A 13,104-nucleotide genomic window follows, 5' to 3' on the forward strand; every position below is an offset into this window, starting at 1 on the left:
GGCTATTTTGCCGAATTTAGGTTACGTGCGCCCAAGAAATTCGAAGACGTCACTAAGGACGGCGGGTCGTCCTTTACGACGGGTCTATCGCAGATACAAGGAATTCCAATGGTCAAGGTTATCGCCTCTTCCGTCCGCAAGGGCAATGTCATCGACGTTGATGGCAAGCTTTACGTCGTTCTGACTGCGGAAAACTTCCATCCGGGCAAGGGCACGCCTGTGACCCAGGTCAACATGCGCCGCATCGTCGATGGTGTGAAGGTTTCGGAGCGCTGGCGCACGACCGAGCAGGTCGAGCGCGCTTTCGTCGAGGACGTCAACCACCAGTTCCTCTATGAGGATGGTGAGGGCTTCCACTTCATGAATCCCGAAAACTATGACCAGATCGTCGTCGATGCGGAAACCATGGGTGACCAGAAGGCCTATCTGCAGGAAGGCATGGTCTGCATTCTGTCGATGTATGAAGGCACAGCACTTGCACTTCAGCTGCCGCGCCATGTGATCCTCGAAATCACCGAGACCGAACCGGTCGTCAAGGGCCAGACGGCGTCTTCGTCGTACAAGCCGGCCATGCTGTCGAACGGTATCCGCACCATGGTGCCGCCGCATGTTGACGCGGGTATCCGCGTGGTCATCGCGACCGAAGACAATTCCTACGTCGAGCGCGCCAAGAACTGATTTCGGTTCCACGAGTCTGAATTGAAAAACCCGGCGTCCTGGACGCCGGGTTTTTTCGTTGTCGATGCTTCCCGCTTTTCTCCGAAGCTGGATCGGTAGAAATCAGGCAATGCCGCCCAGGCACATGTACTTGATCTCGGTATAGTCGTCGGTGCCGTATTTCGAGCCTTCGCGACCGAGACCGGACTGCTTGATGCCGCCGAAGGGTGCCGTCTCGGTGGAGATCAGGCCGGTATTGATGCCGACCATGCCATATTCCAGAGCCTCCGCGACGCGGAAGATCTTGGCCATGTCCTTCGAGTAGAAGTAGGAGGCAAGGCCGAACTCGGTGGCGTTGGCCAGTTCGATGACTTCCTCTTCCGTGTCGAACCTGAAGAGCGGGGCGACCGGGCCGAAGGTTTCTTCGGTTGCCACCTTCATGTCGGTGGTGACGCCAGTCAGGATCGTCGGTTCGAAGAAAAGGTCGCCTGCGGACGATGTATTTCCGCCGAGCGCGACCTTCGCACCCTTGGAGACGGCGTCGGCCACGTGTTCCTTGACCTTCTTGATCGCGTTGCTGTCGATCAGCGGGCCTGTCGTCACGCCTTCGGCGAAGCCGTCGCCGACCTTCAACTGGTTGACCTTCTCCGCGAGCTTGGCGGCAAAGGCATCGTATACGCCGGATTGCACATAGAGACGGTTGGCGCAAACGCAGGTCTGGCCGGCATTGCGGTATTTGGAAATCATCGCGCCTTCGACAGCCGCATCGAGGTCGGCGTCGTCGAAGACGATGAAGGGTGCATTGCCGCCCAGTTCCAGTCCCAGCTTCATGATCTGATCCGCACCTTGGCGCATCAGGATTCTGCCGACATTTGTCGAGCCGGTGAAGGTCAGTTTCCGCACCTTGTCATTGGTACAGAATTCCTGGCCGACCATGGCGGCATCCGTCGAGGTCAGCACCGAGAACAGGCCGCCGGGAAGTCCCGCACGTTCGGCAAGGATGGCGATCGCCAATGCCGAAAGCGGTGTCTGGGCCGCGGGCTTGGAGACCATGGCGCAGCCAACGGCGAGCGCCGGGGCGACTTTGCGGGCCAGCATGGCGTTGGGGAAGTTCCACGGCGTGATGGCGCCGACGACACCGACGGGCTGCTTGATCACCAGGATGCGCTTGTCAGGCTGATGGCCGGGGATGACGTCGCCATAGACGCGCTTGGCTTCCTCGGCGAACCATTCGACATAAGATGCACCGTAGAGGATCTCGCCGCGGGCTTCCGGCCAGGGCTTGCCCATTTCCATGGTCAGGATGGTGGCCAGGTCATCGGCGTTGGCGACCATCAGGTCGTTGAGCTTCTTGAGAACGGCTGCGCGTTCCTTGCCGGTCTTTTTCGCCCACGCCTTCTGGGCGCTATGGGCGGTATCGATGGCCTTGACCACCTCGATCTTGCCGAGATTGGGCAGCGTGGCGACGACTTCACCGGTTGCCGGGTTCGTGACGTCGAAAGTCTTGCCATCCGATGCCTTGGCGACCCATTCGGTGCCGACAAGCGCCTTGTCGGTAACCAGGGTCGCATCTTTCAGCTTTGAAGTCAGCAGTTTCGAAATGGTCATGCCTTTGCCTCCGCCGCGACGGCGCGGATCGATGCTTCGATGATGTCGAGCGCTTCGTTGAATACCTCGTCCTGGATGGTGATCGGGGCGAGGAAGCGCACGACGTTGCTGTAGACGCCGCAAGTGAGGAGGATAAGCCCCTTGTCGAGCGCCTTCAGGCGAACGGCATTGGTGAAATCGGCATCCGGCTTGTGCGAATTCGGCAGGCCGAACTCGACCGCGTTCATGAAGCCGAGGCCGCGGATGTCCATGATCTGCGGAACGTCGCCGCGCAAGCTTTCAAGGCGCTGCTTGAGGCGGCCGCCAAGCTGGTTGGCGCGGTCGCAGAGCTTTTCCTCCTCGATGACGTCCAGGACGGCATGGGCCGCCGCGACCGCCAGCGGGTTGCCGGCATAGGTCCCGCCGAGGCCGCCGGGGCCGGGCGCGTCCATCAGTTCGGCGCGGCCGGTGACAGCCGAGAGCGGGAAGCCGCCAGCAAGGCTCTTTGCCATCGTGGTCAGATCCGGAACCACGTCATAGTGGTCCATGGCGAACATCTTGCCGGTCCGGGCAAATCCGGTCTGCACTTCGTCGGCCACCAGCAGGATGCCATGCAGGTCGCAGATTTCACGCAATGCCTTCATCAGCGCGCGTGGCACTTCGTAGAAGCCGCCTTCGCCCTGGACGGGTTCCAGAATGATCGCGGCGACGCGCTTGGGATCGACATCGGCCTTGAACAGCTTGTCGAGGACATCGAGCGAGGTTTCGACATTGATGCCATGCATCTCGATCGGGAAGGGGACGTGATAGATATCGCCCATCATCGGGCCGAAACCGACCTTGTAAGGTACGACCTTGCCGGTCAGCGACATGCCGAGGAACGTGCGGCCATGGAAGCCGCCGGTGAAGGCAATCACGGCAGAGCGGCCGGTGGCGCAGCGGGCGATCTTGATGGCGTTTTCGACCGCTTCGGCGCCGGTGGTGGCGAAAATGGTCTTCTTCTCGAAATTGCCGGGGGTCAGCTTGTTCAACCGTTCGGCCAGCGCGACGTAGTTTTCGTAAGGCACGACCTGATGGCAGGTATGGGTGAAGCGGTCGAGCTGCTTCTTCACCGCGTCGATCACCTTCGGATGGCGATGGCCGGTGTTGAGCACGGCAATGCCGCCAGCGAAATCGATATAGCGGTTGCCTTCAACGTCCCAGATCTCCGAATTCTCGGCCTTGTCTGCGTAAATCTGCGTCGTCATCCCAACGCCGCGCGAGATGGCGTCGTTCTTGCGCGCTGAAATTTCGGAATTCTTCATCGTAAAGGTCCTCTCCAGATGGGCCATCGGCGTCGGTTCTTCGGTCCGATCATTGATCTTACATATTTCCTACATTTTTTCTGTAGACTTGCAATATGGTTTCCCGCAATTATTACCGGCGCAACGACGTTATGCGGTAGGACCTGATCTCATGGATGATATCCGTTTCAAGATTGCTGAGGCCGCGCGAATGGCGGGCGTATCGCCGTCGACATTGCGGCTTTGGGAAACGCAGGATCTGATCCAGCCGATCCGTACGCCGAAGGGCCAGCGGCTTTATGATCGGGCACTCGTGGATCGGTTGAAGACGATTTCCTGGCTGCGGAGCGAAAAGGGACTTAATCCGGCTGCAATCCGGGAGAGCCTGCGGGGCGAACCTGTCGCGGTAGAACCCGAGATCACATCATTCGAGCCGGAAGAGGCCGGCGATCCCGCCAGTTTTCCCGTCGGCCTGAAGATCCGCCGCCTGCGCCGAGAGGCTGGCAAGACCCTGGAGGCCGTCGCGCAGAAAACCGGCGTGTCGGTGTCGCAGCTCTCGACATTCGAGCGCACCTCGCAGGGGCTGTCCTTTACGGCACTGCACGAGGTCGCCAGTTGTCTCGGAACCACGGTCGCGTCGCTCAGTGGTCAGGAGCAGGGGCAGGGGGGCGAATCGTTGATTCGCGACGGGAAGTGGCCATCTTGGCCCGCCACATCGTCCGGTGTCGCCATCCAGGTTCTGGCCGAGGGGCGCAACCAGATGGAATGCAATCGCTTCCAGCTTGCGCCTGGTGCGTCAAGCGAAGGGGCTTATCAGCACGCCGGCGAAGAATTTATCCACATGCTGTCGGGCAGCCTGGAGATCATCCTGGACGGGGATTGTTTTTTCGAACTGCATACCGGCGACAGCTTCTATTTCGAAAGCCGCAGGCCGCACTCCTGGCGCAACACATCGAGCAGTGAGACGGTTCTGATCTGGATCAATACACCGGCGACATTCTGATTTGGACGGTTCTGTCGCCATTCGGCACACATAAAAAAGCCCGGCGCCATTTCTGGAGCCGGGCTTTTTCGGATGCGGGCCTATTACATGGTCTTGGCGGTTTTCGTGTCGAAAGCGTAGCCTCCGCCGATCGCCACGTTCAAGTTCACATAGTCTGTTGCCATCTGCTGAACGGCGGCTGCGAGATTTGCACGCGCGCTGTCGACCGAGCGCTGCGCGTCGAGAACGTCGAGCAGCGACGATGCACCATCGCGGTAGCTAGCTGTCGAGAGCGACAGGGCTTCCTGGTAGGATGCTACCGTTGCGTTCAATGCGGACACTGTCCGGCGCGTGCGGCTCATCGAAGCCAGGGCATTTTCCACGTCTTCAACCGACGACAGGACGGTCTGCTTCCAAGCCAGATACTGTTCGCGGGCCGATGAGTTGGCAATATCGACATTGGCCTTGAGGCGACCGCCGTCGAAGATCGGCAGGGTCAGGCTTGGGCCGAAGGACCAGGGTGTGACGCCGCCGCTTGCGGCGCTGGTAGCGATGATGCTGGTCGAGATCGTGCCGCTGAGCGAGATCGACGGATAAAGCTGTGCTTCTGCGACACCAATCTGAGCAACTGCTGCGGCGAGATTGCGCTCGGCTGCACGGATGTCCGGACGATTGCGGATCAGGTCTGCCGGGATGCCGGCGCTGACACTGCGCCGAGCGTAAGGCTGAGACGCACCCTTCTGCAGATCGGCGACCAGCGAAGATGCCGGGAGGCCGAGCAGCAAGGCGATGCGATGTGCCGAGGCGCGGAAGCTGGTTTCGAGGCCCGGAATTTCAGACAGCGTCGAATTGACCAGACCCTCGGACTGCACGACATCGAGACGCGATGCTGCACCGGCTTCAAGCTGAAGCTTGGTCAGGTCAAAGGTTTCACGGCGGGATGCCAAGCTCTTTTTAGCGATGGCGATTCGCTCCTGGAAGAAGCGCGCATCGATATAGGCGGTGGCGATGCTGGACAGGTAGGTCAGGCGCGCAACGTCGGCGCTGGCATAAGCTGCGTCGAGTGATGCCTTGGAGCTTTCCTTGGTCCGGCGATACTGGCCGAACAGGTCAAGCACCCAGGACGCACTCAAGCCACCCGAGCTGGTCGATGTTGTCGCCGTCGACTGACTGGAGTTGGCGCCGCGGCCCGTCTGACGCGACGTTTCCTGCGATGCGGACACGTCTAGCCGAGGCCTGGCGCTCGCGTCGGCGGCGAGATAGCTCGCTTCGGCAGCGGTGATGCGTTCAAGTGCCTGGAGCACGTCGAGGTTCTGGTTCATGCCCTGCTCGACCAGCGAATTCAACTTTGGATCGTTGAATGCGGTCCACCAGGCCACAGTCGTGACATCGCCATTTGCTTGTTTGCCGCCTTCGCCAAATTTGGCCGGCAACGGGGTCTCTGGCGCGGTGTGATCAGGACCGGTCACGCAGCCGGAAAGTAGAAGCATCGCGAGGGGAGCGGCTATGCGAATAGAACCCATCATCTTTTCCTAGATCTTTCACCCAAGTTACGGACCGCAGCCTGATTCGTTCATGAGACCGCGGTTGCGTGAATTTATGCTTAATTATTGTGTCGGCTTTCCCCGAAAGCCGACACAATCTTTCCTTAACCTATCAACACCGTGATCAAGATGACAGGGGGGGCGTGCGTTTTTCCCTGCTGGAAAGCTTGCGAATGATGACAAAGAACGACGGCACGAAGAAAATTCCAAGTGCAGTCGCTGTCAACATGCCGCCAAGCACGCCAATGCCGATCGAATTCTGCGCTGCCGACCCGGCACCCGTTGCGATTGCAAGCGGTACGACGCCCAGAATGAAGGCCAGCGATGTCATGATGATCGGGCGCAGACGAAGCTTTGCAGCCTCGAGTGTCGCTTCGATCAGCCCAACGCCTGCCGCATGCCGGTCCTTGGCAAATTCCACGATGAGAATCGCGTTCTTTGCAGCAAGACCGATCGTCGTCAGCAGACCCACCTTGAAGTAGACGTCGTTCGACTGGCCGAACAGTGAAGCGGCGGCCACGGCGCCAAGAACGCCGACGGGCACAGCCATGATGACCGAGAACGGGATTGACCAGCTTTCGTAGAGCGCTGCCAGGCAGAGGAAGACGATCAGTACCGAAAGGGCATACAGCATCGGTGCCTGAGATCCCGACAGACGTTCCTGGTAGGAAATGCCCTGCCAGGCCACGGTATAGCCGCCGCCCAGTTCGGCGGTTAGCTGTTCCATGGTGTCCATTGACGTGCCAGAGCTGACACCCGCACCCGCCGCGCCTTCGAGTGAGATTGCGCCGATACCGTTGTAACGGTCGAGGTTCGGTGCACCGGTGATCCATTGCAGGTTGGTGAAGGCCGAGAAAGGCACCATCTCGCCGGTACCGTTTCGGGCAAACCATTCGTTGATGGAATCCGAGCGCATGCGATAGGGCGCATCGCCCTGAACGATCACTGGCTTCAACTCGCTATTGAGGGTGAAGTCGTTGACGTCCCGACCGGCAAAGATCGTCGACAGCATGGAGTTGACGGTGGCGAGATCGAGCCCCATCGCGCCCATCTTCTCCTGATCAAGAAGGATCTTGAGCTGGCTTTCGGACGGCGGGCTGTTGGAGCGCAGCGAGCTGACATTCGCATTGCTTCCGCCGGCCTGGATCAATTTCTGGGACGCTGCCGTCAGGGCTTCGGTGCCATTCTTGCCGCTATCGACGAGATACATCGAGAAACCGCTCGAATTTCCGAGGCCCGGAATTGCAGGAGGCTGCAACGGGAAGACCATGGCGTCACGCAGGGTGAAGAAATAGCCCATGGCGCGCTGGACGACTGCGGACGCAGCCTGATCCGGCGACTTTCTCAGGTCGAAGTCCTTCAGCTTGGCGAAGACCATGGCGTAGTTCTGGCCCGAGCCGGTGAAGCTGAAGCCGGATACCGCGAAAACGTCCTGGATCGAGTCTTTTTCCTTCTCGAGATAGAAGTCTTCGATCTTCTTGATGACTTCTTCCGTCCGCGCGGTTGTGGCGCCGTTCGGAAGCTGGACAATCGTCATCAGCACGCCCTGGTCTTCCTGTGGCAGGAAGGAGGTGGGCATGCGGATGAAGAACCAGGCGCATCCAGCGATGACGACTGCAAACATCAGCATCACGCGCATCGGGCGCTTCAAGAGGTAAGCGATCGACGAAACATAGCTGTTGGTCGTCTTTTCGAAGTTGCGGTTGAACCAGCCGGCCAAGCCGCGCTTTTCCGCCGTGTGGTCGATTGGTTTCAGCATCGTGGCGCAGAGTGCCGGCGTCAGCACGATGGCAACGAGGGCCGACAGCAGCATCGCGGATATGATTGTGACGGAGAACTGGCGGTAGATGATGCCCGTGGAACCGCCGAAGAAGGCCATCGGGATGAAGACCGCGGTGAGGACCAGGGCGATGCCGACGATGGCGCCGGTGATTTCGCCCATCGACTTTTCGGTGGCTTCAAGCGGCGACAAGCCTTCTTCCGACATGATGCGCTCGACGTTTTCGACGACGACGATCGCGTCGTCGACGAGAAGGCCGATGGCCAGCACCATGGCAAACATCGTCAATGTGTTGATCGAGTAGCCCGTCAACGCGAGGATGCCGAAGGTTCCCAGCAAAACGACAGGTACCGCAATCATCGGGATGATCGTTGCGCGCAGGTTCTGCAGGAAAATCAGCAACACGAAGAACACCAGCACGATCGCCTCGATCAGCGTGTGGACAACTTTCTCGATCGAAAGCTGAACAAATGGGGTCGTGTCGTAGGGATAGGTGATGACGACATTTTCAGGCAGGCTCGGAGCAACCGCATTCAAGGCAGCCTTGACGCGGGCAGCCGTGTCGAGGGCATTTGCACCGGTTGCCAGGTTCACGGCAAAGCCGGTTGCCGGCTTGCGGTTGGAACGGGTGTTTGTCGAATACTCCTCCTGGCCGATCTCGATACGCGAGACATCGCTGAGGCGAACGGTTGCACCGTCGGTTTCAACCTTGAGAATGATCGATTCGAAATCGCCAACCGTCTGTAGCTGGCTCTGCGCCGTTACCGTGACATTCAGTTGCTGACCCATGGCCACTGGCTGGCCGCCGATCGAACCAACGGATACCTGGGTGTTCTGCGCCTGAATGGCGGAGGTGATATCGCTCGGCGTCAACTGGAACTTGTTGAGCTTGAGCGGGTCAAGCCAGACGCGCATGGCATAACCGGTACCAAAGATCTGGATGCTCCCGACGCCTTCCAGCCGCTTGATCTGATCCTCGATCTGGCTGGTGAAGATATCGCCGAGTTCAACCGGGCTGCGCTGGCCGTCGGTCGACACCAGGGCGCCGACGAGCAGAATGCTGGAGGTTGACCGGGTGACCGAAAGACCGGTCGTCTGAACGACATCCGGAAGCTGCGACTGTACGAGTTGCAGCTTGTTCTGCACCTGAACCTGGGCGATGTCCGGGTCGATGGTGTTGCCGAACGTCAGTGTGACGGTCGCAGATCCAGTGCTGGATGACGAGGTCATGTAGGTGAGGTCATCAAGGCCGGTCATGCCGTCCTCAATGATCGATGTCACCGACTTTTCCACCGTTTCGGCACTGGCGCCGGTATAGGTTGCCGAAATACGAACCGTCGTCGGTGCGATTTCCGGATATTGGGCGATCGACAATGTCGAGATCGCCAAGGCGCCTCCCAACATTATGATGATCGCGATCACCCATGCAAAGATCGGGCGACGGATGAAATACTTGGCCATTGGTTATCCCTTAACGCCTGTTGTGCCTAGCCGGAGCGCGATTATGGCTGCGCTGCAGGGGCGGCGGCGGGCGCCGCGGTTTCAACGACGAATCCCTGTTCATTGACGGTGGATTCCACAGGCTGGACAGGTGCGCCGTCACCGATCCACTGGAAGCCGTCCACGATCAGCTTGTCGCCGTCCTTGATGCCGGAAGCCACCAGCCAGTTGTTGCCGGAAATCTGGCTCTCGGTGAAGGTGCGGGTTTCGACCTTGTTCTCGGCGGTGACGAATTTTGCGTTCAGTTCGCCCTGTGCATTGCGGGTGGCGGCGCGCTGGGGAATGAGGAAGCCGTTCTCGGTTCCAACTGTCACGGTTGCGCGGACATACATGCCCGGCAGAACGAGGTTGTCCGGGTTGTCGAAGACCGCACGGATCGAATATGTCCCGGTCGTCTGGCTGACGGCCATTTCCGACATGTCGAGCTTGCCGACGATCGGATATTGCTGACCATCTTCCAGCGTCAGGCGAATTTCGGCCCTCTGGTCGCCCGACTGATCGATGCGGCCTGCCTTCATGGCTTCGCGCAGACGCAGGAGATTGACGCTGGATTCGGTCAGTTCGATGTAAATCGGGTCGAGGCGACGCAACGTCGTCAGCGCATCCGTCTGGTTGGCGGTCACGACGTTGCCGATCGAAAAGGCAGACGCGTTTGTCACGCCTTCGAAGGGAGCACGGATCTCGGTCAGATTGAGGTTGATTTCCGCTGCGCGCAGAGCGGCCCTGGCCTGGGCCACATCGGCCTGCGCCTGCAGAAGTGTCACGCGGGCATTCTCAAGCTCGACCTGTGTCGCGCCGCTGTTGACCAGGCGCTCCTGGCGGGCCAGGTTTGACTGGGCTGTCGGAACGCTTGCTTCGGCCTTTTCGAGGCTCGCCTGGGCCTGTGCGACTTCCGCGCTGTAGCTGTCGTCTTCAATCTTGAACAGCAGATCGCCGGCCTTGACTTCGCTGCCCTCCTTGAAGGCGATCTCCTTGATCACACCGCTGACACGCGGACGGATTTCCGCGGTCTGGAAGGCGGATGCGCGGCCGGGAAGCGTGGAGGTGAGGGGATGAGACGCCTGCTTCATGAGCACCACGCTGACCGGAGACGGCGGCTTTTCGCCACCGGCCGCGCCTGCGGCGTTCTGTGCTGTGTCGGAATCGCTGCAGCCGGCAAGCGCCGCCGCGCAGAGTACGAGGACGGAAGTGAGCTTAAGACGTCGAGTCATGGGGGGTTCCAAAGCGAGAATGACGAAAGGCACCTTGCGAAGCAAATCCCATGCCCATTAGGAGCCTTGAGAAACTGCTACGCCCGATGCCGCGACTGTCGCCCCGTCCCAAGGGCGACGAATGCGAAGTGACGTAAGTTAAGTTTCATCACTTGGCAAGAGGCGAGCGCAAGGCGATGTCAATAAGATTGACGACTTCCTTACACCGTGTTGCCAATTTATCGGTATTTTCCATCCCGAGCATGACAGGATGAATCACACATGCGAGAGCATCAAAAGCCGCGCTGGCATATCGGTAAATATCGGTGACCTGGTACAGGCCTTCGCTTTCGCCGGCACGAATGATCTCGGCGATTGTCTCGACCACCATTTCGCGGAAGCGTTCGCCGCAATCCAGTTCTTCCCGGATGGTGACCTGGATCATCTCGAAGACGAAGGGGGCGTCCTTCTGGTCAGCAAGATGCTCATCCATCAGATGGTGGGCAAGCTCGTAAAGCCGGACCGGGGCGGGCTTGTTCTGATCAAGTATCTTCAGTTCGTTGATCGTTTCCTGGATCGCGCGGGTTGCGATCGCATCCACCAGGCTGGCTTTTGTGCGAAAATGTTTGAAGACGTTGGCGGGTGACATCGACAGTTCTGCGGCGATGTCCGCGATCGTGACGCTGGCGTAGCCATGTGTGCGAAACAGGGTTTCGGCCATGTTCAGAATGTCTTCCCGCGTTTCCTCGGCAGGTCGACGCGATCGGCGCGGCGCAGAGTGCCGCTCAGAGATGATCTGAGCGGTACTCTTCTTCATGCATTTGTCGAAACCTGATGACACGATCGCTCATATCTCCGGAAAGTAGCGGGCAAGATTTTCGCGGACCCGATCCTTTGGTGTCGCGCCGCGATCGTCGGGGACAAATGTCTGTCCGGTGATTGCTTCATAGGCCTTTATATAGACCGCCGACGTGTCTTCGACCAGCGCCTGTGGAATTTGGGGGATTTCATCCTTGTAGGGGTCGCAGCGTTCGGCGACCCAGGAGCGGACGAAATCCTTGTCAAAGCTAGCCGGGCGCGTACCGTTTTCGAAGGCTTGTGGATAACTTTCGGCGATCCAGTAGCGACTGCTGTCGGGTGTGTGGATCTCATCTGCGAGGATGATGGTGCCATTCTCGTCCACGCCGAACTCGTATTTGGTATCGACCAGGATCAGTCCACGCTCGGCGGCCAGCGTCTGGCCCCTGGCGAAGAGAGCCAGCGCATACTGCGACAGCGTTTGCCACTGTTCGGCAGTGAGGAGGTTCTTGGAGATGATTTCATCCGGGGTCAGCGGTTCGTCATGGCCGCCGTCGAATTCCTTGCTGGTCGGCGTGATGATCGGTGTTGGAAGCTTCTCGTTGTCGCGCATGCCATCGGGCAGGGTGATGCCGTACATGCGGCGCTCGCCCTTCTTGTAGAGGGTGAGGATCGAAGTGCCGGTCGTGCCGGCCAGATAGCCGCGCACGACGACTTCGACCGGAAGGATGTCGAGGCGCTTGCCGATCACGACATTCGGATCCGGATAGGAGATCACATGGTTCGGGCAGATGTCCTTGGTCTCATCGAACCAGTAGCGTGCGGTCTGGGTCAGGACCTGGCCCTTATAAGGAATGCAGGTGAGGATCCGGTCGAAGGCGCTCAGGCGGTCCGTCGAGATGATGATCCGGCTGCCGTCCGGCAAATCGTAGTTTTCCCGGACTTTGCCGCCATAGTAGTTCGGCAGTTCAGGAAAATGAGCTTCGGACAGGGTGCGCATCGGACAGGATCCTCTCATCGTTGCCATTGCATAACACGCAGATGGCTTGGGAACAGTCCTGCGGCTATCGCAAAGACGGCAGTCTTTCAAAGGAAAAGCGCAAGCCGAGTCGCCATTCGCGCCGTTTTGTTGCCGCGGAGAGGTCAATAGGCGAAAGACAGTGGGCGTTGCGGTTGCCGAAACGTGACCGACGCTCGGTGATTGCCAGCCGCGCGCGCAAGACAGCTGCTTGCGTGACACTATAGCGAAAAGGCCAACAGCTTGCACCTTGCCGGAACCCAAGCTTGGCGAGGGCAGGCAATGCCACAGCTGGGGCTGCCGCTATGATTTGCCGCATTGCGTTCTTTCAGATTGTCCGACTTTTTGTTTGGCAACCCGCAGCCCACAGGCAAGGCTCCTATAGAGAGGCGTCCTGTAGAAAGGCATTAGCATGCTGTCAGCCGTCTTTTACCGAATCCCTGTTTTCGGCTGGATGCTCAAGGAGGCCATGCAAGGGCCCACCACCGCCAAGATCCTGTTCGTCGTCAATCTGCTGATGATCTGGTTGCTGGCGGTCCTGGCCTTTGGCTACCCGGCGATCATTATTCCGGCTCTCGCAGCCGTTCCTGCCATGTTTGTCGTGCTTATCCTGATCACAATGGGGTAAATTCCCCATTTGCCACTGCCCCATTTCTAGGCGAGCCTGCTAATTTCTAGGCAAGGCCTCAGAGGATGCGGTGGGGCACATCAAAAAATTCCATCAAAAACAATGACTTGTTAAAAATGACAGATTTTTGAAAATTG

At 59.1% G+C, this 13,104-nt stretch carries 10 protein-coding genes; 3 read left to right on the top strand and 7 right to left on the bottom strand.

Annotated elements, in window-relative coordinates:
• Positions 1-108 precede the first annotated feature (108 nt).
• Positions 109-678 (top strand): elongation factor P, encoded by a 570-nt coding sequence (gene efp, locus PDO_RS01070; protein ID WP_007596728.1) that lies wholly within the window; start codon positions 109-111, stop codon positions 676-678.
• Positions 679-780: 102 nt separating this feature from the next.
• Here the strand turns inward: efp and PDO_RS01075 are convergent, their stop codons facing one another.
• Positions 781-2,265: an NAD-dependent succinate-semialdehyde dehydrogenase gene (locus PDO_RS01075; RefSeq protein WP_007596730.1), complete on the bottom strand. Its 1,485-nt coding sequence runs from the start codon at positions 2,263-2,265 to the stop codon at positions 781-783.
• Complete coding sequence (locus PDO_RS01080) at positions 2,262-3,548, bottom strand: 4-aminobutyrate--2-oxoglutarate transaminase (RefSeq protein WP_007596733.1); 1,287 nt, start codon at positions 3,546-3,548, stop codon at positions 2,262-2,264. The genes PDO_RS01075 and PDO_RS01080 overlap by 4 nt, the downstream gene beginning before the upstream one ends.
• Before the next feature lie 151 nt (positions 3,549-3,699).
• On the opposite strand from PDO_RS01080, the gene PDO_RS01085 reads away from it, so the two are divergent.
• Positions 3,700-4,530 carry a MerR family transcriptional regulator gene (locus PDO_RS01085; RefSeq protein ID WP_007596734.1) on the top strand — a complete coding sequence of 277 codons (831 nt, stop codon included), beginning with the start codon at positions 3,700-3,702 and terminating at the stop codon, positions 4,528-4,530.
• A gap of 83 nt (positions 4,531-4,613) precedes the next feature.
• Here the strand turns inward: PDO_RS01085 and PDO_RS01090 are convergent, their stop codons facing one another.
• The 5 genes from PDO_RS01090 to PDO_RS01110 all read right to left on the bottom strand — a co-directional run bounded on the left by PDO_RS01090 (position 4,614) and on the right by PDO_RS01110 (position 12,321).
• Positions 4,614-6,032, bottom strand: a complete 1,419-nt coding sequence (locus PDO_RS01090; protein WP_007596735.1) for an efflux transporter outer membrane subunit — start codon at positions 6,030-6,032, stop codon at positions 4,614-4,616.
• A gap of 145 nt (positions 6,033-6,177) precedes the next feature.
• Entirely contained in the window at positions 6,178-9,294 is a 3,117-nt protein-coding gene (locus PDO_RS01095) for an efflux RND transporter permease subunit (protein WP_007596736.1), read from the bottom strand.
• A 41-nt stretch (positions 9,295-9,335) separates the two neighbouring features.
• Positions 9,336-10,544, bottom strand: a complete 1,209-nt coding sequence (locus PDO_RS01100; protein WP_007596737.1) for an efflux RND transporter periplasmic adaptor subunit — start codon at positions 10,542-10,544, stop codon at positions 9,336-9,338.
• 148 nt (positions 10,545-10,692) lie between these two features.
• The gene (locus tag PDO_RS01105; protein WP_244426319.1) at positions 10,693-11,244 is read right to left on the bottom strand and encodes a TetR family transcriptional regulator; all 552 of its coding nucleotides are present in this window, start codon (positions 11,242-11,244) and stop codon (positions 10,693-10,695) included.
• A gap of 126 nt (positions 11,245-11,370) precedes the next feature.
• Positions 11,371-12,321, bottom strand: coding sequence for a phosphoribosylaminoimidazolesuccinocarboxamide synthase (locus PDO_RS01110; protein ID WP_007596739.1), 951 nt, complete (start codon positions 12,319-12,321; stop codon positions 11,371-11,373).
• A gap of 430 nt (positions 12,322-12,751) precedes the next feature.
• Here PDO_RS01110 and PDO_RS01115 point away from each other — a divergent pair, with 430 nt between their 5' ends.
• A complete protein-coding gene (locus tag PDO_RS01115; protein WP_007596741.1) occupies positions 12,752-12,967 on the top strand; it encodes a hypothetical protein in 216 nt (71 codons plus the stop codon).
• The last annotated feature ends 137 nt before the right edge of the window (positions 12,968-13,104 follow it).

This window comes from Rhizobium sp. PDO1-076 (assembly GCF_000247475.1).
Taxonomy (GTDB): Bacteria; Pseudomonadota; Alphaproteobacteria; order Rhizobiales; family Rhizobiaceae; genus Allorhizobium.

Coding starts and splice junctions, on each gene's coding strand:
- efp (WP_007596728.1), top strand. CDS start 109: ATGGTCAAGGTTATCGCCTCTTCCGTCCGCAAGGGCAATGTCATCGAC.
- PDO_RS01075 (WP_007596730.1), bottom strand. CDS start 2,265: ATGACCATTTCGAAACTGCTGACTTCAAAGCTGAAAGATGCGACCCTG.
- PDO_RS01080 (WP_007596733.1), bottom strand. CDS start 3,548: ATGAAGAATTCCGAAATTTCAGCGCGCAAGAACGACGCCATCTCGCGC.
- PDO_RS01085 (WP_007596734.1), top strand. CDS start 3,700: ATGGATGATATCCGTTTCAAGATTGCTGAGGCCGCGCGAATGGCGGGC.
- PDO_RS01090 (WP_007596735.1), bottom strand. CDS start 6,032: ATGGGTTCTATTCGCATAGCCGCTCCCCTCGCGATGCTTCTACTTTCC.
- PDO_RS01095 (WP_007596736.1), bottom strand. CDS start 9,294: ATGGCCAAGTATTTCATCCGTCGCCCGATCTTTGCATGGGTGATCGCG.
- PDO_RS01100 (WP_007596737.1), bottom strand. CDS start 10,544: ATGACTCGACGTCTTAAGCTCACTTCCGTCCTCGTACTCTGCGCGGCG.
- PDO_RS01105 (WP_244426319.1), bottom strand. CDS start 11,244: ATGGCCGAAACCCTGTTTCGCACACATGGCTACGCCAGCGTCACGATC.
- PDO_RS01110 (WP_007596739.1), bottom strand. CDS start 12,321: ATGCGCACCCTGTCCGAAGCTCATTTTCCTGAACTGCCGAACTACTAT.
- PDO_RS01115 (WP_007596741.1), top strand. CDS start 12,752: ATGCTGTCAGCCGTCTTTTACCGAATCCCTGTTTTCGGCTGGATGCTC.